General features: G+C 71.5%; 21 protein-coding genes and 1 pseudogene. 14 read left to right on the top strand and 8 right to left on the bottom strand.

The window, feature by feature from the left end:
• Window positions 1-4 precede the first annotated feature (4 nt).
• The 3 genes from K6U06_RS10055 to K6U06_RS10045 all read right to left on the bottom strand — a co-directional run bounded on the left by K6U06_RS10055 (window position 5) and on the right by K6U06_RS10045 (window position 3,352).
• Window positions 5-499: a MerR family transcriptional regulator gene (locus K6U06_RS10055; protein WP_262321797.1), complete on the bottom strand. Its 495-nt coding sequence runs from the start codon at window positions 497-499 to the stop codon at window positions 5-7.
• A gap of 1 nt (window position 500) precedes the next feature.
• Window positions 501-2,402, bottom strand: coding sequence for an MFS transporter (locus tag K6U06_RS10050; protein ID WP_262321796.1), 1,902 nt, complete (start codon window positions 2,400-2,402; stop codon window positions 501-503).
• A gap of 128 nt (window positions 2,403-2,530) precedes the next feature.
• The gene (locus tag K6U06_RS10045; protein ID WP_262321795.1) at window positions 2,531-3,352 is read right to left on the bottom strand and encodes an RDD family protein; all 822 of its coding nucleotides are present in this window, start codon (window positions 3,350-3,352) and stop codon (window positions 2,531-2,533) included.
• Window positions 3,353-3,472: 120 nt separating this feature from the next.
• On the opposite strand from K6U06_RS10045, the gene K6U06_RS10040 reads away from it, so the two are divergent.
• The 11 genes and pseudogenes from K6U06_RS10040 (at window position 3,473) to K6U06_RS09990 (ending at window position 14,377) form a co-directional block, all read left to right on the top strand.
• Entirely contained in the window at window positions 3,473-4,111 is a 639-nt protein-coding gene (locus K6U06_RS10040) for a CDP-alcohol phosphatidyltransferase family protein (protein ID WP_262321794.1), read from the top strand.
• Window positions 4,108-6,612 carry a sugar phosphate nucleotidyltransferase gene (locus K6U06_RS10035; RefSeq protein WP_262321793.1) on the top strand — a complete coding sequence of 835 codons (2,505 nt, stop codon included), beginning with the start codon at window positions 4,108-4,110 and terminating at the stop codon, window positions 6,610-6,612. Before K6U06_RS10040 ends, K6U06_RS10035 begins: the two co-directional genes overlap by 4 nt.
• A gap of 19 nt (window positions 6,613-6,631) precedes the next feature.
• Window positions 6,632-7,012 (top strand): glycine cleavage system protein GcvH, encoded by a 381-nt coding sequence (gcvH, locus tag K6U06_RS10030; RefSeq protein WP_262321792.1) that lies wholly within the window; start codon window positions 6,632-6,634, stop codon window positions 7,010-7,012.
• A gap of 11 nt (window positions 7,013-7,023) precedes the next feature.
• Complete coding sequence (locus K6U06_RS24520) at window positions 7,024-7,518, top strand: FHA domain-containing protein (protein WP_316044707.1); 495 nt, start codon at window positions 7,024-7,026, stop codon at window positions 7,516-7,518.
• 32 nt (window positions 7,519-7,550) lie between these two features.
• Window positions 7,551-7,779: pseudogene (locus tag K6U06_RS24680) on the top strand (MerR family transcriptional regulator); the annotation flags it as partial.
• A gap of 1,049 nt (window positions 7,780-8,828) precedes the next feature.
• Window positions 8,829-9,329, top strand: a complete 501-nt coding sequence (locus K6U06_RS10015) for a bifunctional nuclease family protein (RefSeq protein WP_262321790.1) — start codon at window positions 8,829-8,831, stop codon at window positions 9,327-9,329.
• A 121-nt stretch (window positions 9,330-9,450) separates the two neighbouring features.
• Window positions 9,451-9,951: a MerR family transcriptional regulator gene (locus K6U06_RS10010; RefSeq protein ID WP_262321789.1), complete on the top strand. Its 501-nt coding sequence runs from the start codon at window positions 9,451-9,453 to the stop codon at window positions 9,949-9,951.
• Window positions 9,952-10,041: 90 nt separating this feature from the next.
• The gene (gene gcvT, locus K6U06_RS10005; RefSeq protein WP_262321788.1) at window positions 10,042-11,124 is read left to right on the top strand and encodes a glycine cleavage system aminomethyltransferase GcvT; all 1,083 of its coding nucleotides are present in this window, start codon (window positions 10,042-10,044) and stop codon (window positions 11,122-11,124) included.
• A 2-nt stretch (window positions 11,125-11,126) separates the two neighbouring features.
• A complete protein-coding gene (gcvPA, locus tag K6U06_RS10000) occupies window positions 11,127-12,491 on the top strand; it encodes an aminomethyl-transferring glycine dehydrogenase subunit GcvPA (protein ID WP_262321787.1) in 1,365 nt (454 codons plus the stop codon).
• 74 nt (window positions 12,492-12,565) lie between these two features.
• On the top strand, window positions 12,566-14,113 hold the full coding sequence (gene gcvPB, locus K6U06_RS09995) for an aminomethyl-transferring glycine dehydrogenase subunit GcvPB (protein WP_410051023.1): 1,548 nt from the start codon (window positions 12,566-12,568) through the stop codon (window positions 14,111-14,113).
• A 99-nt stretch (window positions 14,114-14,212) separates the two neighbouring features.
• Window positions 14,213-14,377, top strand: coding sequence for a hypothetical protein (locus K6U06_RS09990; protein ID WP_262321785.1), 165 nt, complete (start codon window positions 14,213-14,215; stop codon window positions 14,375-14,377).
• A 30-nt stretch (window positions 14,378-14,407) separates the two neighbouring features.
• On the opposite strand, the gene K6U06_RS09985 is transcribed toward K6U06_RS09990, so the two are convergent.
• Complete coding sequence (locus K6U06_RS09985; protein WP_262321784.1) at window positions 14,408-15,640, bottom strand: RodZ domain-containing protein; 1,233 nt, start codon at window positions 15,638-15,640, stop codon at window positions 14,408-14,410.
• A 220-nt stretch (window positions 15,641-15,860) separates the two neighbouring features.
• Between K6U06_RS09985 and K6U06_RS09980 the strand changes: the two genes are divergently transcribed.
• Window positions 15,861-16,601, top strand: coding sequence for a glycerol-3-phosphate acyltransferase (locus K6U06_RS09980; protein WP_262321783.1), 741 nt, complete (start codon window positions 15,861-15,863; stop codon window positions 16,599-16,601).
• On the top strand, window positions 16,538-17,437 hold the full coding sequence (locus K6U06_RS09975) for a DegV family protein (protein WP_262322007.1): 900 nt from the start codon (window positions 16,538-16,540) through the stop codon (window positions 17,435-17,437). Before K6U06_RS09980 ends, K6U06_RS09975 begins: the two co-directional genes overlap by 64 nt.
• 13 nt (window positions 17,438-17,450) lie before the next feature.
• Here K6U06_RS09975 and K6U06_RS09970 read toward each other — a convergent pair whose 3' ends face one another.
• From K6U06_RS09970 to K6U06_RS09960, 3 genes are all read right to left on the bottom strand, one after another.
• Window positions 17,451-18,215: an alpha/beta hydrolase gene (locus tag K6U06_RS09970; RefSeq protein WP_262321782.1), complete on the bottom strand. Its 765-nt coding sequence runs from the start codon at window positions 18,213-18,215 to the stop codon at window positions 17,451-17,453.
• Between the two features lie 25 nt (window positions 18,216-18,240).
• Complete coding sequence (locus K6U06_RS09965) at window positions 18,241-19,254, bottom strand: tyrosine-type recombinase/integrase (protein WP_262321781.1); 1,014 nt, start codon at window positions 19,252-19,254, stop codon at window positions 18,241-18,243.
• An 87-nt stretch (window positions 19,255-19,341) separates the two neighbouring features.
• Entirely contained in the window at window positions 19,342-19,626 is a 285-nt protein-coding gene (locus K6U06_RS09960; RefSeq protein ID WP_262321780.1) for a hypothetical protein, read from the bottom strand.
• 190 nt (window positions 19,627-19,816) lie between these two features.
• Between K6U06_RS09960 and K6U06_RS09955 the strand changes: the two genes are divergently transcribed.
• Entirely contained in the window at window positions 19,817-24,145 is a 4,329-nt protein-coding gene (locus tag K6U06_RS09955) for an FtsK/SpoIIIE domain-containing protein (protein WP_262321779.1), read from the top strand.
• A 49-nt stretch (window positions 24,146-24,194) separates the two neighbouring features.
• Here K6U06_RS09955 and K6U06_RS09950 read toward each other — a convergent pair whose 3' ends face one another.
• The gene (locus tag K6U06_RS09950) at window positions 24,195-24,701 is read right to left on the bottom strand and encodes a hypothetical protein (protein WP_262321778.1); all 507 of its coding nucleotides are present in this window, start codon (window positions 24,699-24,701) and stop codon (window positions 24,195-24,197) included.
• Window positions 24,702-24,726 lie beyond the last annotated feature (25 nt).

The following is a 24,726-nucleotide window of genomic DNA, read 5'->3' as shown; positions in this document are numbered from 1 at the left end:
CCCGCTAGCGGGCGGTCGCCTCCGGCGCTGCGGCCTCATCCAGCTTGCGGCGGCTGCGATCGATCGAGCTGTCCAAGTCGGCGAGGAACGCTTGCAGCCTGGACAACTTGGCTTCGACCACGGAGCGCAGCCCCTCGCGGAGGTGGACAGCCTCTTGGATGATGTCGCGGCGACGGCGGAGCGAGGTGTGCTCGTCGTTGTACTCGGCGCGCAGCTTCGCCAGGCGGTCCTCGTCGCCGAGGATCCCGCGGATTTCCTCCAGGTTGAAGCCGAGCAGGTCCTGCAGCTCCCGGATGCGCCGGACCCGGTCCAAGTCGACGGGCGCGTAGCGCCGCATGCCCCCGGGGGTCCGGCCCGACGGGGTCAGCAGTCCGATCTGCTGGTAGTAGCGCAGCGCCCGCTCGGACACCCCGAGGATGGTGGCGGCCCGACCGATGCCGACCAGCGCGTCGTCGGTGTCGATGAAGGCGTCCTGCGGAGGAACTCCCGGCGTGGTCATCTCAGGATCCCGGTCGACCCGGTTCGGGGCCGGACTTGTCCGGGTGGAACCCGCCTGGCTGGCCGCCCGTCGGATTGGTGGGCGACGCGGCGTCGGATCGGCTGAGGGTGGCCGACGGCGAGATCCCGGCGCCGATCTCTTCGGATGCCATGGCGCCCACGCCGGCGAAACCCTCGCCGATCTCCTCTCCGAGGCTCTCGGTAGCCTCGCCGTGCACATAGCGCCCGCCCCGCAGGTGGGACGCGATCGCGGCGATGAACGAGGCGCCCGCTGCGAAGTCGAAGGCCAGGTGTAGCCCGCTGGCGAAGGGTGCCGAGATCAGGCGCGGGAAGAATGCCTGCCCCGTCAGGTAGTGGGCCTGAGCAGGGGTGACGTGCTGGAGGACGCCGCTCGGCCCGAGCAGCTGTTGGATCGGGTTGAAGCCGAGGAACGCCGCGAAAAGGGTGCCGATCGGCGGCAGGTGGGACACGCTTCGAGCTGCCCCGCTGGGGACGCCCTGTGCGATCAGGCCGTTGTACAGGTGGCTCGGCAGCGACGAGGCCAGGCCCAGGGTGATGATGGTGAAGAACACGCCGATGGATAAGACGCTCGCGGAGTTCTGGAAGGTGTTGAGCATGCCGGCGCCGGCGCCGCGCTGGTCGGGCGGGAGGCTGTTCATAACGCCGGCCTGGTTGGGGGAAAAGAAGAGGCCGCTGCCGACTGCGAACATGAAGATCAAGAGGGCGAACCACACGTAGTTGAAGTTCATCGGGAGCAACTCGAGCAGCAGGAACGCCGCGCCGCCGATGACGAGGCCGCCCGTGGCGAAGGGCCTGGCCCCGTAGCGGTCCGACAGGATCCCAGAGAGAGGACCGGTGATGAGGAAGCCCACGGTGAGGGGGATCATGTAGATCCCGGCCCATAGAGGCGTGCGCTCGAAGCTGTATCCGTGCTGGGGCAGCCAGATGCCCTGAAGCCAGATGATCAGCATGAACTGCAGGCCGCCTCGACCGAGGGCGCCGAGCAAGGCCGCCACGTTGCCGGCGCTGAACGCACGGATCTTGAACAGCCGAAGGCGGAACATTGGGTCGCTGGCGGTGAACTCGATGCGGGCGAAGACGATGAGGGTGATAATGCCGCCGAAGATGGCGGCGAGGACGCCGGGGTTGGTCCAGCCCATCGTGTGGTTGCCGTAGGGCTGGATGGCGTAGACGATGCCGGTCAGCAGGGAGATGAGCCCGATGGCGAAGGTGACGTTGCCGGCCCAGTCGATCTTGGAGGGGACCCGTACGCCGTTGTCATGCAGCTTGATGTAGGCCCAGACTGTGCCGAACAGCCCGAAAGGCACGGAGACGAGGAACACCAGGCGCCACTCGACCGGGGCTAGGACGCCGCCCAGGATCAGGCCGAGGAACGAGCCGCCGACCGCCGCGACGCCATTGATCCCCATCGCCTTGCCCCGCTCCTCCTGGGGGAATGCGTCGGTCAGGATGGCGCTGGAGTTGGCGAAGAGGAACGCCCCGCCGACGCCTTGGAAGATCCTCATGACGATGATCCAAAGAGCGCCATCCTTGCCGCTCATCCAAGTCACCGACAAGAGGATGGAGAAAACGGTGAACACCGCGAAACCGAGGTTGTACATCTTCACCCTGCCGTACATGTCCCCGACTCTCCCCAGACTGACGACGAGCACCGCGGTCACCAGCATGAAGCCCATGAGGATCCACAAGAAGTAGGACGTGTTGCCCGCCCCGAGCGGGTCGAGCTTGATGCCGCGGAAGATGTCGGGGAGGGAGATCAGCAGGATTGACTGGTTGATCGTCACCATCAGGATGCCGAGGGTCGTGTTGGACAGGGCGATCCACTTGTAGTTGGCGCTACGCCCGCCGGCCGCACGGTCCGCGGCGTGGGTGTCGGTGGTCAATCTGGCTCCTTCGACGCGGCGCGGGGCAGCGCCGACCGCCGAATCATACTGTGACGTCAACGTCAGAGTCGTGGTGACGTCGGGCACAACGGATCCTGGTCGGGCGCCGGGTCGTGCAGCAGCCCGGGTCAGGGAGAGGCGCGCAGGTGCTCGGTCCAGGACTTGCCGTCCCACCACCGCTCCTGGCCGGAACCGGCCGGATCCGGGTACCACGCGGCGGGGATCGACTGGGCCGGCTGCGGTGCCGGCTGGGATGCGGGGGCCGGCGGCGGGCCGGCCGGAGGGGCTGGGGGAGAGGAGGGAGCGGTCTGCCAGCCCCCGGTCTCGCCTGGCGGCGCGGCAGGCGTTTGCGGGCCAGCCGCGGTTTGCCAGCCGCCGCCTTGCTCCCATCCACCGCCCGGGGTCGGCGCGGCGGGGGGCGGAGGAGACGACGGCCAACCCGGCTCCGAACCGCCCCAGCCGCCGGGGGTCGGCGCCGAGCCGCCGAAGGTGCCGGGCTGCCCGCCGGGATAGGGCGGGTTGGGCACCTGCTCCCGGCTCATGACGACCAAGCTCCCCACGGCCTTGTCGTGAAGCGTCTGATTCTGGGGGTCCCAAAGCGGCCACAAGACGTCGAGGATCCCGCCGATGATCGTGATGCCGAGGAGATCACTGACCAGGGTGCGCCCGAAGGCCCGTCCCATGCTGATCGGCATCCCCGTCCTGGCGTCGACGCAGCGGGTGCCGAGGGCCATCATCCCGACGGTCTGGGTGCGGTAGGCGAGGAGCAGGGATACATAAAGCAGTCCCAGGACGAAGCTCAGTGCGTAGCGGGCCCCGACGCTGCCGAACGCTGCGCCGAGGATGCCGCCGACGACGCCGAGGATGATCCCGTCGATCACGGTCGCGCCGACCCGGTACCACCATCCGGCCAGCTGAGGTGTCGGTGTGGAATTGCCTGCCCAGCTCATCGGCACATCTCCCGTGTCGGCATGTCAGCCCTACACTACGCGTCGGTCGTTTCGGCTCCTGGGACTCTGCGCCCAGCGAGGCTCCCGACCGGCGGGGGGTCGTACTCCTAGACTCCGAGCATGTCCGACGGGGTGCTGGCCGATGGTGAAGAGCCGCCCGGACCAGGCGACTCCGGGCGGATCCTCACGGTCGCGAACGGGTTCACCTTGGTGCGGTTGCTCTGCGTGCCGCTGTTTGTCATAGAGCTGTCCCGTCCTCACCGCAGCGGGTGGCTGACCGCCGCCTACCTCCTCGCCGCGCTGGGCGCCACCGACTGGGTCGACGGGCAGCTGGCCCGGCGGCTGCACCAGGTATCCGACCTCGGTAAGGTCCTCGATCCCCTCGCCGACCGGCTGCTGCTGGTCGTCGCCGCGGTGTCGATCATTGCAGTGGGGGCCATCCCGGTATGGGTGGCGGTGATCGCGGTCGGGCGCGAGGTGGTCGTCGTGGTCGGGTTCGTCATCGTCGCGGCCCTTGGCGGGCGGCGCATGGACGTAGCGCTCGCCGGAAAGGCCTCGACCTTCTTGTTGATGGTCGCCCTGCCGCTGTTCCTGGTCGGCCACAGCCACGCCGGTTGGCGCCACGTGGCCGAAGGTTTGGCGTGGGTGGCGGTGATCCCGGCACTCTGCATCGGTTGGTACGCCGTGGCCGCCTACGTGCCACGAGCCCGAGCGGCGATCGCCGACGCTCGGGCCGCACAAGAGGAGGTCCGCTCATGAAGGCAGTCATCATGGCCGGAGGCGAGGGGACTCGCCTCCGGCCGCTCACCTCGAACCAGCCCAAGCCGATGATGCCGCTGGCCAACCGCCCGATGATGGAGCACATCGTCAGCCTGCTGAAGCTGCACGGGTTCGACGACATCGTGGTCACGGTCGCGTTCCGGGCCAACGCCATCCGCACCTATTTCGGCAACGGCGCAGAGTTCGGGGTGCGGATGGTCTACGCGACGGAGGAGACGCCGCTTGGCACCGCCGGCTCGGTTCGCAACGCGATGGACGAGCTGGACGAGACGTTCCTCGTGATCTCGGGGGACGTGCTCACCGACCTCAACCTGCGGGCCATCGTCGACTTCCACGAGGAGCGGGGTGCGCTGGCCACCATCGGGCTGAAGGCGATGGAGAATCCCCTCGAGTTCGGCATCGTGATCACCCGCGAAGACGGTTCGATCGAGCGCTTCTTGGAGAAACCGACCTGGGGTCAGGTCTTCTCCGACACCATCAACACCGGCATCTACGTGCTCGAGCCGGAGATCTTCGACTACATCGAAGCCGACAAACCGGTCGACTTCTCGAGCGAGGTGTTCCCTCGCCTGCTCGACGAGGGCCGTCCCCTGTTCGGGTACGTCGCGGAGGGCTACTGGGAGGACGTCGGGACCCTCGACGCCTACATCAAGGCCCACCAAGACGTCCTCGATGGTGTCGTCGAGGTAGACATCCCAGGGTTCCGGCTAGGTGAGGGGATCTGGCTGGGGGAGGGGTCGGAGCTCGATCCGGCCGCGACCGTCCGGGGCCCGGCGATCATCGGCGACTACTGCCGGGTCGAGGCCGGCGCCGATCTCGGCGAGTACACCGTGCTCGGGTCCAACGTCCGCGTCGGGGCTGACGCATTCCTCGAGCGCTCCGTGGTCCACGACAACGTGTACCTCGGCCCCGGCGTCCGCCTGCGGGGAGCGGTGGTGGGGCGCAGCAGCGACCTGCGTCGCGGCGCCCGCCTCGAGGAGGGGGTGGTGCTCGGCGACGAGTGCTTCGTCGGGGAGCACGCGGTAATCAACCCGGGCGTCAAGGTGTACCCGTTCAAGACCGTCGAGCACGGCGCCATCGTCAACTCGTCGATCGTCTGGGAGTCGCGCGGCGCCCGGAACCTCTTCGGGCGGCTCGGCGTCGCCGGGCTGGCCAACGTCGACATCTCGCCCGAACTGGCCGTGCGGCTGGCCATGGCGTACGGGACGACCATGAAGAAGGGGTCGACGGTGGTGGCGTCGCGCGACACCAGCCGCGCGGCGCGGGTGCTCAAGCGGGCGATCATGGTCGGTCTCAACTCGGCCGGCATCGACGTGGCCGACCTCGAGGTGGCGACGGTCCCGGTGACCCGCTTCGGGGTCCGCAACGAGCGGGGCGCCGGCGGTTTCACGGTACGCCTGGCCCCCGACGACCCGCAGTCGGTGGTCATCCGATTCTTCGACTCGGAGGGCATCGACATCTCCGAAACCGCCCAGAAGAAGGTGGAGCGGCTGTTCTACCGCGAGGACTTCCGCCGGTCCCTGGCCGGTGAGATCGGCGACCTTCGCTACCCGCTGCGGGTCGCGGAGTCCTACACCAACGTCCTCGTGGACCAGATCGACCTGGCGGCGGTGCGCTCCGCCCACTTCAAGGTCGTCCTCGACTACGCGTACGGCGCGGCCGGTTTCGTGATGCCCAACGTGCTGTCGAAGCTCGGCGCCGAGGTCCTGTCGATCAACCCGTACGCCTCTACCCGCCAGGCTCTCATCTTCGACCGCTGGGAGCACGCCCGGGGGGTGTCGGAGCTGGTGCGGGCCTCGGGGGCGCATCTCGGGGCGGTCATCGACTCCGACGGCGAGCACCTCACCCTCGTCGATGACGGCGGCCACGTGCTGAGCGACGACGAGGCCCTGATGGCCGTGCTCCGCCTGGTCCTCGACGACCGGCGCGGCGAGGGGGCACCGGCCCCGACGGTGGCGCTGCCGGTGTCGGTCGGGCGGGCAATCGAGGAGATGTGCCGGGAGCGAGGCGCGCCCCTCGTGTGGTCGAAGCTGGCCACCTCGCACCTGATGGAGGTGGCGAACCAGCCAGGAGTGGACTTCGCGGCCAGCCAGGAAGGCGGGTTCATTTTCCCCTCCATCCTCCCCGCCTACGACGCGGTGACCGCCCTCGTGCACACCCTGGCCCTCCTGGCCCACAACGACTTGCGGCTCTCGCAGATCGTGGCGGCCCTCCCGAAGGTCCGCATCTACCACGAAGGTGTGGTCACCCCGTGGGAGAAGAAGGGCCTGGTGATGCGGACGGTCATGGAGGGCGCCAAGGACCACGAGCTGCTGCTGGTCGACGGCGTGAAGGTCCTCCACGACGACGGGTGGGCGCTGATCCTGCCCGATCCCGAGGAGCCTTTGACCCACGTGTGGGCGGAGGCGGCGACCGACGCCGGCGCGAGAGGCCGGGCCCAGGAGTACGCCCGGCGGATACGCAACCTGCTGCGGTCCTAGTCCGGTAGGGTCCGGGGCCATGAACGTCCCCGAGGATCTCCGTTACACCTCGGACCACGAATGGGCTCGCCTAGAGGACGGCAAGCTGCGCATCGGCATCACCGAGTACGCCCAAGACGCGCTCGGTGACGTCGTCTTTGTCCAGCTGCCCGAGGTCGGCGCCTCCGTCGGGTCCGGCGACTCGTTCAGCGAGGTCGAATCCACCAAGTCCGTCTCCGATGTGTACGCCCCCGTGGCCGGCACTGTCGTCGAGGTCAACACCGAGCTCAACGACGCCCCGCAACGCTTGAACGAAGACCCCTACGGCGAGGGATGGATCTGCATCTTGCAGCTCGAAGACGAGTCGGTGTACTCGTCGCTCCTCGACGCAGAGGCCTACCGCAAGCTCATCGAAGCCTGAGCAGCTCGGCTGTGGCGGCGCTGTATTGCAACCGGTGCGGGCATCGCAACCCCGCAGGTTCCAACTTCTGTTCCTCGTGCGGGGCCCCGCTCGACGTGGCCGGCACGGACGTGTCGGAGACCATCACCTTCACGCCGATCGAGTCGGCCGGCGAGGTCGGGGAGCATGAGATCACCGTGGGGGTCGGGGACTACGACCTCGACGCCGGTCTGCTCGTGGTCAAACGCGGGCCCAACGCCGGCAGCCGGTTCGCGCTCGGCCCGGAGGTGACCACCCTTGGCCGTCATCCAGACAGCGACGTGTTCCTCGACGACGTCACGGTGTCACGCCGCCACGCCGAGATCGTGCGCCGGGGCAACGAGCTGCGCCTCCACGACGTGTCGTCCCTGAACGGCACGTACCTCAACCGCGAGCGCATCGAGGACGAGGTCACCCTCCACCACGGCGACGAGCTACAGATCGGGAAGTTCCGGCTGGTCTTCCTCTCCGAGGCGGACGGCCAGTGACGGCCTCTCTCCGGCTCCCTCGGGACAGGTAGATGCCGGCCCGTTCCCACCTCTCGATCGGCGAGGTCCTCTCCCTCCTCCGCGAGGAGTTCCCCGACATCACCATCTCGAAGATCCGCTTCTTGGAGAGCCAGGGGCTGGTCGATCCGGAGCGCACGCCGTCGGGTTACCGAAAGTTCTACGAGCACGACGTCGAGCGGCTGCGGTGGATCCTGCGCCAGCAGCGCGAGAACTTCCTCCCGCTGAAGGTCATCAAGGGACGCCTGAGCGAAGGCGGTCCCGATTCCGGCGAAGGCGAGCAGCTGGCGTGGGAGACCGGGACCGAGGCGGGGTCTGTCCCCCCCGTCGCTGAGGGAGCGGAGGCGCCCGCCATCGCCCGCCCGCGTCCGGTGGCGTCGAGCGCGCCAGGGGAGACGGCGCGAATAGCGACGGACGCGGCCGAATTGTCCAGCGAAGTGCCGGCTGCGTCGGGTGTACCTCGCGCTGCGGCCCCGGCCGAAGCTTCCCCGCCGGGACAGGTCGCAGCCGGGAAGGCGCCCCCGACTCCCAGCCCGGCCCCGACTCCCGGCCCGGCCCCGACTCCCGACCCGGCCCCGTCGGTCGGTTCCGCCCAGTCAGCCGGGCCCGCTCAGTCGGCCGGCTCCACCCCGGCGGCCGGCTCCACTCCTCCGGCTGGTCCGACCCCTCCGGCTGGTCCGACCCCTACGGATACGAGCGCCGAGGCGTCCTCCGGCAGCCCCGCAGCGGGAGCGACGCGCCAAACCCCCCGCCGGGGGCCGGCACCGAACCCGGCTCGGCCGGCGCCGTCGGCGAGCGCGCCCGGCGACGACGAGGTGGACAGCTACACCGCCGCCGAGCTGGCGGCCGCTGGCGGCGTGGAGCTCGCGTTGGTCAAGGAACTGCAGGGGTTCGGGTTGCTCCAACCGCAGTCTGGCTCCGGGGGGGCCGCCTACTTCGACGCGGACGGGCGCGACGTCGTCCGCCTGGCGGCGGCCTTCGCCCGGCACGGGGTCGAGGCCCGCCACCTTCGCGCCTGGAAGACCAGCGCGGAGCGGGAGGCCAGCCTGTTCGAGCAGGTGATCATGCCGCTGCTCCACCAGCGCAACCCCCAATCCCGCCGCCAGGCCCTCGATACCCTCGAGGAGCTGGCCGCCCTGGGCGCCGAACTGCGCGAGGTCCTGGTCCGCCGGGCCCTCAAGTCGATCCGCTGAGCACTGCGGTCCCCGTCGGGACACGCCGCTTCGGAGGACCATTCGCCACATTGACGTCGCCCGCAGGTGGAACGGCATGCCAGGGGGTAACGTTCAGCCATGGTGGAGATGCACCTCGTCGCGGTTCGTGTCGAGCTGCCGTCACACACCCCGATCCTGCTGCTGCAGGAGACCGGCGAGGGCAACCGGACGCTGCCGATCTACATCGGTAGCTCGGAGGCGCAGGCCATCGCCTACGCCCTCCAGGGCGTGGTCACTCCCAGGCCGATGACCCACGATCTGATGAAGGACATGCTCGACGAGATGGGCGCGACCGTCGACTGCGTGGTGATCACCGAGCTGCGGGAGCGGACGTTTTACGCCGAGGTCCGCCTGCGCCTGAACGGCCGGCAGGTGTCGGTGTCCGCCCGGCCCTCGGACGCGGTCGCCCTGGCGGTGCGGGCCTCAGCGACCATCTTCGCCGAGGACGCGCTCGTCGACGCCGAGGGCTACGTCCTCCACGACGACGACGCGACCGACGAGGGGGGCGACCCCGACGATCTGATGTCGCAGTTCAAGGACTTCATCGAAGGGATCCGACCGGAGGACTTCGAGCGCTGAGGGCGTTTCGCGAGCCGGCCGCCGGTCAGCCCTTGCGCGCTGGACCGCTGTCGCGCACACTGGTGTAACTACCCCGCTGTGGTTGCCTGGAGGCTGGATCGTGGCTGTTGCCCGCAAACCTATGAGCCGGACCGCTGCCACCGGTGAGGACCTCGAGCTCAGCTATCGAGGCCCTCAGGTCTGCAGCATCGTCGGTATCACCTACCGGCAGCTCGACTACTGGGCCCGTACCGACCTGCTGCGCCCGTCGATCAGCGAGGCCCGGGGCAGCGGCTCCCAGCGGCGCTACAGCTACGAGGATCTCCTGGCCCTCAAGGTGATCAAGCGACTGCTCGACGCCGGGATCTCGTTGCAGTCGACCAGGCGGGCGGTCGAGTGCCTGCGCGCCGGCGGCGACGACCTGGCCAGCGCCGATCTGGTCATCGACGAGGGCCGGACGGTGCTGGCCCACTCCGGCGAGGAGATCGTCGACCTCCTGCGCGGCGGTCAAGGTGTTCTCAACATCGTGTCGATGCGTCCGCTGGTTTCCGAGGTCGCGGCGGCCATCACCAGCCTCCGCGGCGCCCAAGAGGTGACCGGGCCCGCCCATCAAGACGCGGTCCGCAAGGCCGCTGGAAGCTGACAGCCTGCCCGTCCTGACCGGCGCTCGCGCCGCGGTTGACCCCGGCCCGCGGATGCGGGTTGGGGTGGTCCCGCCGGTACGCTCGTCGTGGTGAGCGCCATTCCCGATTCGGCTGTCCGGCATTCCCCCCTAGACGCGGCCCATCGTCGCCTCGGGGCCAGGATGGTCCCCTTTGGCGGTTGGGAGATGCCTCTCTCCTACCCGGAGGGCACGATCGCGGAGCACCTGGCCTGCCGCCGCGGCGCGGTGGCGTTCGACGTCAGCCACCTCGGGACGGTCCGGGTGGAGGGCCCCGACGCCCTCGAGCGCCTGCAGTCGGTGCTGACCAACGACCTCGGGCGGATCGGGCTGGGACGGGCTCAGTACACCCACCTGCTCGACGCCGCCGACGCCTCGGTCACCGACGACATCATCGTCTGGTGGGTTGACGACGAGCGCTTCGATGTCATGCCGAACGCGTCCAACACCGCGGGGGTGCTCGAGGCGCTCGGCGGTGCCGACGTGACCGCCGAGCGGGCGGTGATCGCGGTGCAAGGCCCCGACGCTCGCCGGCTGATGGGCAGCGTCGCCCCCGACGCCGCGGCCGTGCCCCGCTTCCGGGTCGCCCCCTTCACCTGGGACGGTCGGCCGGCGGTCGCCGCCGGCACCGGTTACACAGGGGAGGACGGCATCGAGGTGGCGGTTCCCGTGGAGGTGGCCGGCTCGATGTGGGACGCGATCCTCGACGCCGGCGTCCGGCCCGCCGGCCTGGGCGCCCGGGACACGCTGCGGCTGGAGGCCGCTCTCCCGCTGCACGGCCACGAGCTGGGCCCTGGTATCACCCCGCTGCAGGCCGGGCTCGGCTGGGTCGTGTCCTGGACCAAACCCCAAGGGTTCCGGGGCCGTGACGCCCTCGACGCGGAGCGCGCCGCCGGCGTCCCCCGCCACCTGATCGGCCTGTCCACCGACGGCCGGCAGCCGCCCCGGACCGGCACCCCGGTACTGGTCGAAGGCAGACCGGTGGCCGAGGTCACAAGCGGCAACTTCTCGCCGGTCCTCGGCCACGGCATCGCCCTGGCCCTGCTGCCGTCCGAGCTGCTCGACGGCCTCGAGGCCGTCGAGCTCGACCTGAGGGGCCGCAAAGTGCCGGCCCGGGTCACCCCCCTCCCGTTCGTCGCCAAGCAGAAGGGCTGATCGTGGGCCACTACGTCCCCCACACCGACAGTGAGATCGCGGCCATGCTGGCCGACATCGGCCTGTCGTCACTCGATGAGCTGTTCGATGTCGTCCCCGCTGCGCTACGCCTGACCGGCGGTCTAGGCATGGCCGACGGCCTGTCCGAGCCCGACGTCCTCGCCGAGATGGAGCGCTACTCCGAGCGCAACCGCGTCGGTGCGGACTTGGTGTGCTTCGCCGGAGCCGGCGCCTACGACCACGAGGTGCCCTCGGCGACCAAACGGCTGATGATGCGCACCGAGTTCGTCACCGCGTACACGCCCTACCAGCCCGAGGTGGCGCAGGGCGTCTTGCAGGCACTGTTCGAGTACCAGACCATGGTCGCCCGCCTCTCCGGACTGGCGGTGGCCAACGCGTCGCTCTACGACGGGGCCAGCGCCCTGGTCGAAGCCGTCAACCTCGCGGTCGCCGAGACCCGCCGTCCCACCGTGTGGGTGAGCGGCGGGGTCCACCCGCATTGGCGGGCCGCGTTGGCCACCCTGGCCGCCGGGACCGGGCACCGCATCGTCGAAATCCCGCTGCGCGACGGCGTCACCGACTGGGACTCCGCCCCCGACGGCGAGACCCCCGGCGCGGTGGTGGTCGCCAACCCCAACTACCTCGGCGTGATCGAGGACCTGGCCCCGGCCAGGGCCGCCGCCGACCGCCACGCGGCTCTCCTGCTCGGCGGCTTCGACCCGGTGGCGGCCGGCCTGTTGCGCTCTCCCGGCGCCGACGGCGCCGACGTCGCGTTCGGCGAGGGCCAGCCCTTCGGGACCCCACTGTCGCTCGGAGGCCCTTACCTGGGCCTGTTCGCCTGCCGCCTGGACCTGGTCCGCCGGCTGCCCGGTCGCCTCGTCGGGCGCACCGTCGACGTCGAGGGCCGCCCCGCCTACGTCACGACTCTCCGGGCCCGCGAGCAGGACATCCGCCGGGAGAAGGCCTCGTCGAACGTCTGCACCAACCAGACCCTCATCGCGGTGGGCGCCATGATCCAGCTGGCGTGGCTCGGGACCGCCGGCCTCCGGGAGCTGGCGCTGCGCTGCGCCCGCGGCACCCGCTACGCCCGGGAGGCGGTGCTGGCCATCCCCGGCGTTGCCCCGCTGACCGGCGGCCCGGTGCTCCGAGAGTTCGCGGTGAAGCTTCCCGTCGACCCTGCCGTCGCCGTCGACAGGATGGCCGAGGAAGGCTTCCTCGCCGGTGTCCCGGTGGGGTTGCGAGACGGGGTGACCGTCGCCCCGGACGACCCGGCAGGGGAGCGGGGCCTCCTCGTGGCGGTCACCGAGCGAAGGACCAGGACCGAGATCGACGCGTACGCCGCAGCACTGGAGAAGGTCGTCCGATGAGCGATAACACCACCGGCACCAACACCGCCGCCGCTACCAGCACCGCCGAGACCGGGGACACGTCGGTCCACTCGATGGACGGAACGAGCCTCGGTGACGTCACCGGCGTCGAAGGGCACCGCCCGGCGCCGGGCGGGAAGGCCACCAGCGTCCCCCTGCTCGGGCGCGACGCCGAACCGGCGATCTTCGAGATGTCGAGCCCGGGCCGTCACGCCCACTCGTTCCGGACCACGCAGGTCCCCGAATGGTCCGCCGAGGAGCTGGTCCCCGCCGGGCACCTCCGACCCGAACCCCTGGCTTTGACGGAAGTGTCGGAGCGGGACCTGGTGGCCCACGTCACCCGTCTCACCCACCGGCAGTACTCGGTGGACCTCGGGGCTTACCCGCTCGGGTCTTGCACCATGAAGTACAACCCGAAGCTGTGCGACGACGCGGCCGCGCTGCCCGGTCTCATCGGGGCCCACCCTGCGGCCCCCGCCTCGTGCACGCAGGGCTGGATGGAGCTGCTCTGCGATCTCTCCGACGCGCTCTGCGAGGTCACCGGGATGCACGCGGTCACCCTGCAGCCTCCCGCTGGAGCGGCGGGGGAGCTGACCGGCCTCCTGCTCATGCGGGCCTACCACGCGGCGCAGGGCTCGACGAGGACCAAGGTGATCATCCCCGACTCCGCTCACGGCACCAACCCGGCGTCGGTGACCCTCGGCGGGTACCAGACGGTCACGGTCCCCTCCGACGAGCGAGGACTGGTCGACCTCGACGCCCTCCGGGCCCGCCTCGACACCGACGTGGCCGGCATCATGCTGACCAACCCCAACACCCTCGGCCTGTTCGAGGAAGACATCGCCGAGATCGCCGCCGCGGTCCACGAGGTCGGCGGCCTGCTCTACTACGACGGCGCCAACCTCAACGCCATCCTCGGGGTGACCCGACCAGGCGACATGGGCTTCGACATCGTGCACATGAACCTCCACAAGACCTTCGCGGTGCCCCACGGCGGCGGCGGTCCCGGCGCCGGCCCGGTGGCGGTGTCGCAGCGGTTGGCGGAGTACCTTCCCGGCCCGTTGCCGCAGCGCGAGGAAGACGGAAGCTTCACGTGGCGGACGCCTGAGCAGTCGATCGGTCGGGTCCACACCTGGCACGGCAACTCCCTGGCCCTGGCCCGGGCCTGGTCCTACATCCTGGCCAACGGCGGCGACGGGCTGCGGCGGGTCGCGGAGGGCGCGGTCCTCAACGCCAACTGGTTGCGCCACGCCCTGCGAGGCACCTACGACCTGCCCTACGACCGGCCCAACATGCACGAGTTCGTGGCGTCCACCACCTCACTCAAGAAGGGCAAGGGGCTCAGGGCTTTGGATGTCGGCAAACGGCTGCTCGAAGAAGGGTTCCACGCGCCGACCGTCTACTTCCCCCTGATCGTCGACGAGGCGCTGATGATCGAGCCGACCGAGACCGAGAGCCCCCAGACCCTCGCGGCTTTGGCCGACGCGTTGATCGACATCGCCGCCGACGAGGAGGGGGCGTGGAAGGCCGCGCCGCGCACCACCCCGGTGGGCCGGGTGGACGAGGCCCGGGCCGCTCGCACCCTGATCCCGACGTGGGACGCGCTCGACGGGCAGCCCTAAGCGTCTGGGCGGCCGCCGGCGTACTCGGCCACAGAAAATCTCAGCCAGTTCACAGACAGTCCTTTGCTCGGTCACAGACGCGGCCGATGCAATGGGCCTATGGACTTCATGCACTTCCTCGCCGGGCTGGGGATGGTGATCGGCATCTGCGCCGCCATCGCCACCGCAGCCACCCTATGGATGATCGGGATGGCCCGACTCGAGCGCTCCGCGGTCCGGGTGGAGCCCCACCATCCTCGCTCGCCCCGGGACGCTCGCCGCTGAGCAACCCGCCGGCGCAACGAGCGCCGGCGTCTAGCGGAACTGCAGGTTGAACGGCTCCCCGGCCGTCAGCGTCGGGGCTGCCAGCGGGGTCTGGTTGACCGCGATGCTGACCGCAGTGGGGTTGCCGAGGCGGACCCACGCCGGGCCGGTGATGTTTTGCGCCTGTCCCTGCCGCAGGATGCCCTGGTAGACGATGGTCCCCGCCTGCGCCCCCTGGCGCAACTCGATCCAAGACGCCCCGCGGGAGGCGGTGAAGGTGATGGTCGAGGGACCGGCCAGGCTGTAAACGGCGTCTTGGGGGGTGCTCGACACCAACGTGGCGGGGGCTGCGACCGTCGTAGGTGCGACGGTGGGGGCCGACGCCGGGCGCGGCGTGCTGAGCGGCGGGTTGGGTGCCGCCGCACGACGGTGCGAAGGAGCGGACCTGAGCGTGAGCGCGGCGGCGACGGCGACCACGACGAGCACCGCCGCCGCGGCGATCACCACCATCGCCGCGGTCCTGCGACCCGCTCCCGGCCCGGCGCCCCTGGAGCGGCGGCTCGCTGGCGCTTGACGCCCGGCGCGGTGACGGCTCGAGGAGCGGTGTTTCGTGGCGTCGGCCCGCTGCCCTCGACGGCCCGACGACGCCAGCGCAGCGACGGCCTCCGGCGGCAAATGGGGGACCGGCGGCATCGTCGTAGGGGCCGGGTCGGTGAGGACGTCCTCGTCGAAGCGCAGCACCGGCGCCCCGCCTCCGACGGGCGTCTCACCCGCCGGGGTCGCCTCATCGCCGGGGACGGCCAGCTTGAACGACTCGCGAGCCGCGGCCCGGTCCTGGAGTGGATCCACAGGGCCGGCGTGTCCGTCGACGGGATCGGCGTCAACCGACGCGGCCGGGGCGGAGGCCACGTCCGAGCTGCGCCTGACGCGCACCTGCTCCTCCGCGTCGGGCAGCGCCAAGGCGGCGTCGTCGTCGATGACGTGGCGGGCCACCGGCGCCCGGAAGGGAGCCGACCCCAGGGTGCGCCCCGGTCGGGGGGCCCGGGCGTGAGCCGGCGCTCCGGTCTCTGCTTCGGCCCGGACCAGGCGGACGTGGGTGTGGGCGTCCTCGGCGTCCCGGGCCCGGACCGGGTGGTCGGCGGCCTGGCGGGTGATGGTGTCGAGAGTGTCGAGAACCCGATGGTGGGTTCGCGCCGCTCGCCGGGCGGGACCGCCCCGGCGGGCGCCGCGAGCCAGAGCGCCGACCGCGGCGACGGCGACGACGAGCAGCCAGAGCACCGTCACCGGCCACCTGCCAAGGCCGCGGGGACGAAGAGGATTCGCTGATCGGCCACGGCCTCAGGCTATGCGTCCCAGCGCGGCAATCCGACGCGCCGGGGCGGCCTTCCGGGGGCAGAGGGGTGAACGCCGCGGGAACCGTTTCTTACGTCTGCTGCGCCGCCCCGGGGCGGGAATTCGCTGAATGGCGCGACTATCGTCACGGTCCCCGCTACCCTCCGGAGCGATGGGAGCTGACCTGCGCAACGCAGCGGCGATGACGGCAGCCACCGCCAGGCTGTCCGGGTTCGCCGCCTTGCGTGCCGGCGATCCGGGCGGGTCGGGGGGCGGCTTTCGCCTTGGCGGATGGCTCGCCGTGCCGGCCGGCTTCCTGGCGTCGTCGATCCCTTTCTCCTACCTCATGGCCAAGCGGGTCAGTGGCGTCGACCTGCGCCAAGTCGGGTCGGGCACGGTCTCCGGTACCGGTCTTTTCGAGGTCGCCGGGTTCGCTCCGCTGGCCATCGCCGGGGTGTGCGAGGTCGCCAAAGGGGCCGTCGGGCCTCTGCTTGCTCGCAGGGCCGGCGCCCCGGTGGCCGCGGCTGCCGCGGCGGCTGCGGTGGCCGGCCACAACTGGTCGCCGTGGCTGCGCGGCGCGGGAGGCAGAGGCTTGTCCCCGGCGATCGGCGCCCTGCTCGTGGGCGCACCAGTCGGGGCCGCGGTGCTGCTGACCGGCATGGCCGGCGGGCGCCTCGCAGGGGAGACCGCGATCGGAACCGTCGTGGCCGACGCCGCGTTGGTGCCGGTCAGCGCCCGGGTGCACGGGCCCGAGGCCGGGCGCTTCGCGGCTGCTGTGCTGGCGCCGATGATCGCCAAGCGCCTCGCCGGCAACCGCCGGCCCACCGACCGCCGGCCCACCACCTACCTCTGGCGGGCGCTGCTGGACCGCGACACCCGCGCCCGCCATCGCACGGTGGGGGTCGGGTCCTGACCGTCGGCATCGTCACAGACAGCGCCGCGTCGCTCCCCGACGACCTGGTCGCGTCGTCGGGCGTCGTGGTCGTCCCGTTGTGGCTGACGCTCGGCGGGGAGCCGGTACGCGACGGGGAGCTCAGCTTGGAGGAGGTCCTCCGACGGCTGGACGAAGGGCTCACCACCTCGAGCCCGTCGCCCGGCGAGTTCGCCAAGGCCATCGCCCAGGCGGACCAGGGCGACGGGGTGCTGGTGCTGACCTTGTCCGCGGGGATGAGCAGCACCTATGAGGCGGCCCGCTTGGCCACGGAGCTGGCCGAGGACTCAGACGTCGAGCTGCTCGACACCGGCACCGCGGCCGGCGCGGAGGGCCTGGTCGTGCTGGCCGCCGCCGAGGCGGCCAAGGCCGGCGGCACGCTGGCCGACGTCCGTACTGCGGCGGCCACCGCCGCCGCCCAGGTCCGGCTGGTGGCGACGCTGCCCACCCTCGACCATCTGGCCCGCGGCGGGCGAGTACCGGGGTCCGCGGCGTGGGCCGGCCGATGGCTGGGTCTCAACCCGATCTTCGAGTTCCGGGGCGGTCACGTCCGCCCGCACCGCCCGGCCCGCGGCCAAGACGCGGCGGCTGACAGGCTGATCTCGATGTGGGCGCACAGCATCACCAAAGGCGCCCGGCTGCACGTGGTCGCCATGCACGCCTCGGTGCCCGAGGCCGCCGACCGCCTCCTCGCCGCGGTGCGACGCCGGGCGGAGCCGTCATCGGAGTGGATCGGGTCGTTCAGCCCGGTCATGGTGTCCCACACCGGTCCGGGCCTGGTCGGGCTGGCCTGGTGGTGGGACCGCCCCGGCGACTGACGCCCGCCTGGCGCTAGACGGTGAGAGGGATCCGCGGGCGAGCCGCTCCGGCTACGAGGACCCACTCCACCGCGGCCAGCACCGGGGCCACCCCGAGCAGGTCGTAGGCGTGACCCATGCCGGGCACCAGGTCCAGCCGGCGAGGGTCGCGGGCGTGGCGGTACAGCTCGACGGCGGCCGCAGCCGGGATGAACCGGTCGCGCTGTCCGTGGACCAGGGCGATGGGAGCGTCGATCCGCCCGACGAGCGCGGTCGGCGGTTCCGGGTTGGTCCACACCGGCGACAACCGAACCCGCATACGCCGGTCGGCCACGCTGCGGCCCAGTCGGGTCTGGGTCAACGCGGCGAGCAGCATCCCCTGCGCGCTTCGCGGCGCCCGCCACGCCGCCGGGCAACTGACCGCCACCACCCCGTCGACTCGAGCGTCGCCGCACGCGGCGTAGCGGAGGACCGAGATCGCTCCCATCGAAGCGCCCACCAGCACGACCGGCCGGTCGCTGCGCCGGTCACCGGCGACCGCGGCCGCGACGTCGTGGCGCTCGAGGTCCCCGAGAGTGCAGAGACCGTCGGATTCGCCATGCCCACGCGAGTCGTAGGTGATCACGTCGAAGCCGGCGACGTGCAGCGCCTCCGCCTGGCGTATGACCGCGCCGTCTTTGCGCGACGCGGCGAAACCGTGGACGAGGATCACCGTGGCTCGGGCGTCGGGACGCCGCCACTGCCGGGTCTGCAGGGACAGGCCGTCCACCGTCGCCAGTGCTGGTGTCTGGTGGGCCATGGCCCCGAGTCTGCCAGTCCCGGCGTCAGTCGGGGAGGTCGCCTCCGGCGGTCACGGCCCGTCGCAGAGCGGCTTGTCCGGGATGGGCGGAGATGACCTGCCGGAGGCCCTCCCCGGTCGCGGAGAGGTAACGGCGGGTGGTCTCCAGGGAGGCATGGCCGAGCAGTTCTTGAAGCTCGACCACGTCAGCCCCGGCCTCCAACGCAGAGGTAGCGAAAGTGTGGCGCAGCGCATGGACCAGCGCGCCGGCGGGGACCTGAGCGCGGATTCCGGCCCGGACGTACAGCCGTTCGATCAGGTAGCGGATCTGGTGCACCGTCAGGCGCCGCCCCCGCACGTCGACGAACAGGGCCGTCGCGGGATGGCCCAGGTCGTGGGCCGGGAAGCGGGCCCGCCGCTCCTGCTGGTACACGCTGAGCAGGTCGTCGAGGCTGCTCGTTATCGGCACCGGCCGGGCCTTGTTCCCCTTGCCGACGACCCGCAGGCGCCGGGCGCCGGGCTCCCCTTCGAGGGACCCGACATCGAGGGCTGCCGCTTCGGCCTCCCGCACCCCCGTGACGCAGAAGGTCGCGGCCAACGCCAGGTCGCGGGTGGGCCACGGCTGGCGGGCGGCAGGATCGGGCTGCCCGGCGGTGATCAGCAGCCGCTCCACCCCGTCCCTGGCCCTGATGGTGCGGGGCAGCACCGTGGGCGTCTTCGGCTTGGGGATCCCAGCCATCGGGTTTCCCTCGACCACCCCTTCGCTGACCAGGAAATCGAAGAAAGACGACCAGGCCGAATGGGCTCGACGGACCGACGCGACGGCGTGGTCCGACGCCCAGTCGGCGAAGGCCGCCCGCAGCAGGGGTCGGCTCAGATCGGCGACGGTGACGTCGGCGAGGCTGCCCCCGGCCAGAGCCGCGAGGCGGCCGCCCACCCCGAGAAGATCCCGCCGGTACGCCTGCAGCGTCGCCGGTGACGGCTTTTGCGCCCCGAGGACCACCAGCCAGCTCGTGACCGCGTCGGGCAGGGGAGAGGCAGGCGTGGCTTGGCGGAACACGACACCCTCAACCTACCGGGACGGTGCCGGCCGCCCGCGGACGGCCGCCACCCCCGGGAGTGCGCTCAGGTGTCAGCCGCGGAACGCTCAGGTGTTGCCGCCCGCCGCCATGATGTCGTGATGGATGCCCTGCAGCTTGCCCTGCAGCTCCTGCAGCTGCTGGGTGGCGCTCTGCAAGGCGTGCTGCACCGACGGCCACACGTTGTTGCGGAAGTCATCGGCCTTGTTGCCGTCCCACACGTTGGGCTCCGACAGCGTCTTGCCCTGGGTGTCGAGGTCGGTGATGGTCTGGGTCAGACCGTTGTTCAATATGTTCTCGATCTGGGTGATCGCCGATTGTGCCTCAGGCGTTGCCAGTACCCGCGTTGCCACGATAAGGCTCCTTGTGTCGTAGGGCGCTTCGCATTCCCACAATGCTCAATCAGCGCGCCGAGGCAGAGCATACCCACCGATTCCGGGCGCGTCGCCGGAACTCGACCCGACCCCCGCAGGGTCGGCGACGGTCGTCCCTGTCGGGGCTCGGGAGTACATTCCCTCGGGTGGCGAAGGGAGGGCGGACGCAGTGAAGTTCATCGTCGCCGGGCCGGCAGGGCGCCGCGACGTCGACGTGCGCCTCGACCCGGTCACTACCTCGGTCGCCGAGTTGGCCCGAGCCGTCGGTCTGGCGGCCCCGCCCGGTGCCGAGGGCCCGTCTAGCCGCGACGGGACGCCCGGCGCCGGGCCGTCGCCGGCGCAGATCCTCGTCGACGGCCTGGCCGTCCCCGGCGACTTGTCGGTCACCGAAGCCGGGGTCCATGAAGGCGCCCTGCTCGGGGAGGCCGAGGACACAAGCGGCAGCTTCGCCGGCGCTGTCGAAGTGTGCGTGGTCGCAGGGCTTCACGCCGGGCGACGCGTCCCGCTCGGCGTGGGCAGCCACGTCCTGGGCCGTTCACCCGACTGCGACGTGGTGTTCGAGGAGCCGACGGTGTCGCGACGTCACTGCCGTATCGACGTGGCCCCCGACGCCAGCACCACCCTGACCCCGCTGGCCGGGGAGAACCCGACCTACGTCGACGGGCGGGCCCGATCCGAACCGGTTCGCCTCGCTGCGACGTCGGTCGTGGAGATCGGCTCGCTGGCCGTCGCGGTCCGCCCGCCCGTGTCGGGCGACGAGCCTGCCGGCACCGACCGCTTCCGCGACGTCACCGCGGCCGGGACCATCAACCTCAACCGGCCCCCCCGCTTTGCGCTCCCACCGGAACCGGCCCCCCTCGACGTTCCCCGCCCGCCCGACAAGGCCCGCCAGCCCCCCTTCTCCATCGCGGCGCTGCTGGCGCCGATCGCCATGGGAGGGGTCATGGTGGTGGCGTTCCACAGCGCGATGTACGCGCTGTTCACCCTGATGTCACCGATGATGCTGCTCGGCAACTGGTGGGAGTCCAAGCAGCGCGCCGGGCGGTCGCTGCGGCGCGACACCCGCCGCTTCGACGAGGACCTCGGCCGCTTCGACGCCGCGCTCGACGCCGCTGTCGCGGCCGAGGCAGCCCGACGCCGGGCGCTGCTCCCGGACCTGGCGGAGGTGCTGCGCCGGGCGGACGCCCCCAGCGTCCAGTTGTGGCAGCGGCGGATAGGGCACCTCGACATGCTCCAGCTGAGCGCCGGCATCGGAGACACCACCTGGACGGTGCCTCGGACCCGTACCGGCGGGGACCAGCCGCCCCAGGCCGTCCTCGACCGCCTCGAACGGGCCGGTCAGCTGCGGGCGGCGGCGATACCGGTCGATCTCGCCGAGGGGGGAGTGGTCGGCATCGTCGGGGACCGGCAGGCGGCGTTGGCGCTGGCCCGAGCCCTGCTCTGCCAGGCCGCGGTCCACCACGGACCCGCCGACTTGCGCATCGCGGTCGCGACCGAAGACAGCACCGGCGGCGAATGGGACTGGGCGAAGTGGCTTCCCCACACCCGCGACACCAGACCCGGGCCGGCCGAGCGCCGACTCCTCGCGGCTGGGGCCGCCCACGCCACCCGGCTCTTCGACGATCTGCTCGCTGGCCGGCTCCCAGGCAACCCGCCGCCGGCCCCCGCCGGCGGCCCGGTCACCTTGTACGTGATCGACGGCGACGGGCTCCTCGCCGGCCGCAACAGCCCCGGGCGGGCGCTGCTGAGAGGCGACGGCGGCCCGGCTGCAGGGATCGTGGTCGCCGGCAGCGCCGACCGGCTGCCCGCGGTGTGCACCACGGTCCTCACCGTCGACGAGCTCGGAGCGGCCACCCGCTCGGAACCTCGTCGCGGCGGCGACCCGCTCCGTCTCCTCGCGACCGGCGTCGACGTCGGGGCCGCCCGTGCCTGCGCCGTCCACTTGGCGCGCTTCGAGGACCCGGAGCTGCACATCGCCGGGGCCGGGCTGCCGGAGCTGGCACCGCTGCCGGGCCTGCTAGAGCTGGACGACCTCGAGCCAACCTCGGTGGCGGCCCGGTGGGGGAGGAGCAGCGGTGGTCACCTGCGGGCCCCGATCGGAGCCGGCGAAGGCGGCCCGTTCGTGCTCGACTTCGACCGGCACGGCCCCCACGGGCTGATCGGCGGCACGACCGGCTCCGGGAAGAGCGAACTGCTGAAGACGATCGTCGCCGCGTTCGCGGCCAGCTACCCGCCCGAAGAGCTGACCTTCGGCCTGTTCGACTTCAAGGGCGGCTCGACCTTCACCGAGTTCGCCGGCCTTCCCCACACCGTGGGGATGGCCAGCGATCTCGACGTGAGCCTCGCCAGGCGAGCGTTGCAGTGCCTTCGCGCCGAGCTGGTGCAGCGAGAGCGACTCTTCGACCGGGCCGGTGCCAAAGACCTCGGTGACTACCGGTCCCGGCAGGGGACCGGCGCCGGTCCGGACCTTCCACCCGTACCCCGGCTGGTGGTCATCATCGACGAGTTCGCCGCCATGGCCACCGAGCTGGCCGAGGAGATCGGCGCGCTCACCGACCTGACCGCCCGCGGCCGCTCGCTCGGCGTGCACCTGCTGCTCGCGACACAAAAGCCGTCGACCGCAGTCAACGCCGAGATCCGCGCCAACACCCGCCTGCGGATCTCCCTGCAGGTCGAGGACAAGCAGGACTCGCTCGACGTGGTGGGGATACCTGACGCGGCCGCCATCCGCCACAAGGGTCGAGGCCTGTTCCGGGTGGGCCAGACCGACGTAGTGGCGATCCAGACCGCGTTGGCGTCGGGCACCTCCACCGGCCGGGACGGGCCGCTGATCACCGTCGCCCCCTTCGTCTTCGGCGCCGACCCTCGAGGCGAGGAGCCCCCCAGCGGTCCGACGGTCGACGGCGGGGCTCCGGCGGGGGCCGAAGCGGCCCCCAACGACCTGGTCCGCCTGGTGAAGGCCGCCACCGACGCGTTCGCGGCCTCAAGCCGGCCGCCACCGCGCCGCCCGTGGCCCGACCCGCTGCCCGATTCGCTGCACCTCGCGGACCTCGAGGCGGTGGCTGACTCACCGGCACCGCCCGGCGCCGACCTGGTGAGCTTCGTGCTGGTCGACGACCCCGACGCCCAAACCCGATACCCCTCCGGCTGGTCCCTCGAGCGGGGCAACATGCTCGTCTTCGGCGTCGTCGGTAGCGGGGCCACCACCGCGCTGGTCTCCATCGCGGCCAGCTTCGCCCAGAGCCGGACCGCCGACCAGGGCCACATCTACGGACTGGACTTCGGGTCCGGCGCCCTCGGGGCCGTTGCCCGGCTGCCCCACACCGGGACGGTCGTCGGCGCCACCGACCGCGAGCGCCAGCTGCGCCTGGTGCGGGAGTTGCGCGCCGAGATGGACCGCCGGCGCAACCTACCCGCCGCGGCGCGCCCCGGCCTGCCCTCCATCTTGTTGCTCATCGACAACGTCGAGGCGTTCCGATCCGAATACGAGACGGCGTACGGGATCGACATCGTCGAGCAGACGGTGCGTCTCTACACCGAAGGCCCCGACGTCGGCATTCACACCGCCGCCACCGCGTCCAGGTTGGGCGGCGTCCCCTCCGCTCTGAGCGCCGCCACCCCCCAGAAGCTGATCCTGCAACTGGCCGACCCCAACGAGTACGGGTCCTTCGCCATCCGCCGCCAGCAGCTGCCGACGTTCGTGCCCGGCCGGGGGATCCTGGCCGAGACCGGGCGGGCGGTCCAAGTCGCCGTGCCCGGCGCCGACATCGACGCGGCGCTGGCCGAGGTCGCGTCGCGCACGCCGCCGCCCACCGCCGCGCCCCTCGCAGTGGCGTTGCTGCCCGACGCAGTGAACCTCGAGGACCTCGGAGCCAAAGGCCGGGTCGGGACCGACGAGTGGCGGCTCCCGATCGGCATGGCCGAAGCCGACCTCAGCCCGCTGGACCTGGTCCTCTACGAGATGGAGCACGCCACCGTCGCGGGACCGTCCCGGTCCGGGCGTTCCACCACCCTGCTGGCGCTCGCCGCAGCGCTGCGCGCCGCGGCGCCCAGCGCCACGATCCTCGGCGTCGCGTTGCGCCGGTCGCCGCTTCGCTCCAGCCCCCTGGTGTCGAAGGTCGCGGCGACCGCCGCCGACATCGCCTCGGTCGCGGACGCCGCGCTCATGGCGTCGGGCCCGACGCTGCTGCTCATCGACGACGCCGAAGGCGTCGACGACCAGGGAGGCAGGCTGGCCCAGCTCCTCGCCGCCGGCCGCTCCGAGCTGCACATCGCCATCGGCGGGCGCGCCGATGTCTTGCGGACCCAGTACGGGCACTGGACCCAGACGGTGCGACGATCAAAAGCCGGGGTGCTCCTCCAACCGAACCTCGACTACGACGGCGAGCTGCTCGGGGCTCGCCTTCCCAACCGGCTGCACATCTCCATGCCGCCCGGGCGGGGGTTCGTGGTTGCTGATGGCCGGGTCGGGCTTGGCCAGATGGCCCGGCCCGGGTGAGCAAGAGCTGCCCGGGCAAGACGAGCCGGGGCTCCGACGACCGGCCGGGTCAGCCGATCGGTACCGGAGCCTGTCCGGGCACCTCGGCCGGCGGCACGTAGGTGGGCGCGAAACCCGGGGGCGAGGGGACCTCGGGAGGGCCGGGCTGAGACCCGTAGTTGGTGTGATCCCCGGTCAGCCAGTCGGTGGCGTCCTGCAGGATGCTGCGGTTGTCCCGCTTCTCCTTCACCATCGCGAAATAGAGGTAGATCTGCTGCTGATGCTGGGCGTCGGCCCACGCCTTGGCGATGTCGTACGCGGCCTGCTCGAGGTCCTGGGCGGTGGCCCCGGCGCTGGTCGCTGACACCTGCAGCATCTGGCGGAACCGGTCGGCGTAGGCGCCTTTGAACTCCGTCAGCGCGCTGCGTCCGGCTGCCTGACGGACCGGCTCGCCTTCGCGAACCTTCTGGGCCAAGGCCCACAACGCCTGCGCGGCGGGGAGCGCCGCGTCAAAAGGAAAGTTGACTCGCTGGGCCGTCGCCATCCACGCCTCCACGCCGAGCAGCAGTTGGTGCACAAAGTACTCGCCGGCGGCGGCGCGC

It is taken from the genome of Acidiferrimicrobium sp. IK (assembly GCF_025499425.1).
In the GTDB taxonomy this organism is placed as follows: domain Bacteria; phylum Actinomycetota; class Acidimicrobiia; order Acidimicrobiales; family Palsa-688; genus Acidiferrimicrobium.
The sequence above is the reverse complement of the archived record's forward strand: the minus strand, read 5'-3'. Positions and strand labels throughout refer to the sequence as shown.

Excerpts from the sequence above, each read along its gene's own strand:
- gcvH (WP_262321792.1), top strand. The coding sequence starts at position 6,632 with ATGAACGTCCCCGAGGATCTCCGTTACACCTCGGACCACGAATGGGCT.
- K6U06_RS10045 (WP_262321795.1), bottom strand. The coding sequence starts at position 3,352 with ATGAGCTGGGCAGGCAATTCCACACCGACACCTCAGCTGGCCGGATGG.
- K6U06_RS09970 (WP_262321782.1), bottom strand. The coding sequence starts at position 18,215 with ATGGCCCACCAGACACCAGCACTGGCGACGGTGGACGGCCTGTCCCTG.
- gcvPB (WP_410051023.1), top strand. The coding sequence starts at position 12,566 with ATGGACGGAACGAGCCTCGGTGACGTCACCGGCGTCGAAGGGCACCGC.
- K6U06_RS10040 (WP_262321794.1), top strand. The coding sequence starts at position 3,473 with ATGTCCGACGGGGTGCTGGCCGATGGTGAAGAGCCGCCCGGACCAGGC.
- K6U06_RS09980 (WP_262321783.1), top strand. The coding sequence starts at position 15,861 with ATGGGAGCTGACCTGCGCAACGCAGCGGCGATGACGGCAGCCACCGCC.
- K6U06_RS10035 (WP_262321793.1), top strand. The coding sequence starts at position 4,108 with ATGAAGGCAGTCATCATGGCCGGAGGCGAGGGGACTCGCCTCCGGCCG.
- K6U06_RS10015 (WP_262321790.1), top strand. The coding sequence starts at position 8,829 with ATGGTGGAGATGCACCTCGTCGCGGTTCGTGTCGAGCTGCCGTCACAC.
- K6U06_RS10055 (WP_262321797.1), bottom strand. The coding sequence starts at position 499 with ATGACCACGCCGGGAGTTCCTCCGCAGGACGCCTTCATCGACACCGAC.
- K6U06_RS10010 (WP_262321789.1), top strand. The coding sequence starts at position 9,451 with ATGAGCCGGACCGCTGCCACCGGTGAGGACCTCGAGCTCAGCTATCGA.
- K6U06_RS09990 (WP_262321785.1), top strand. The coding sequence starts at position 14,213 with ATGGACTTCATGCACTTCCTCGCCGGGCTGGGGATGGTGATCGGCATC.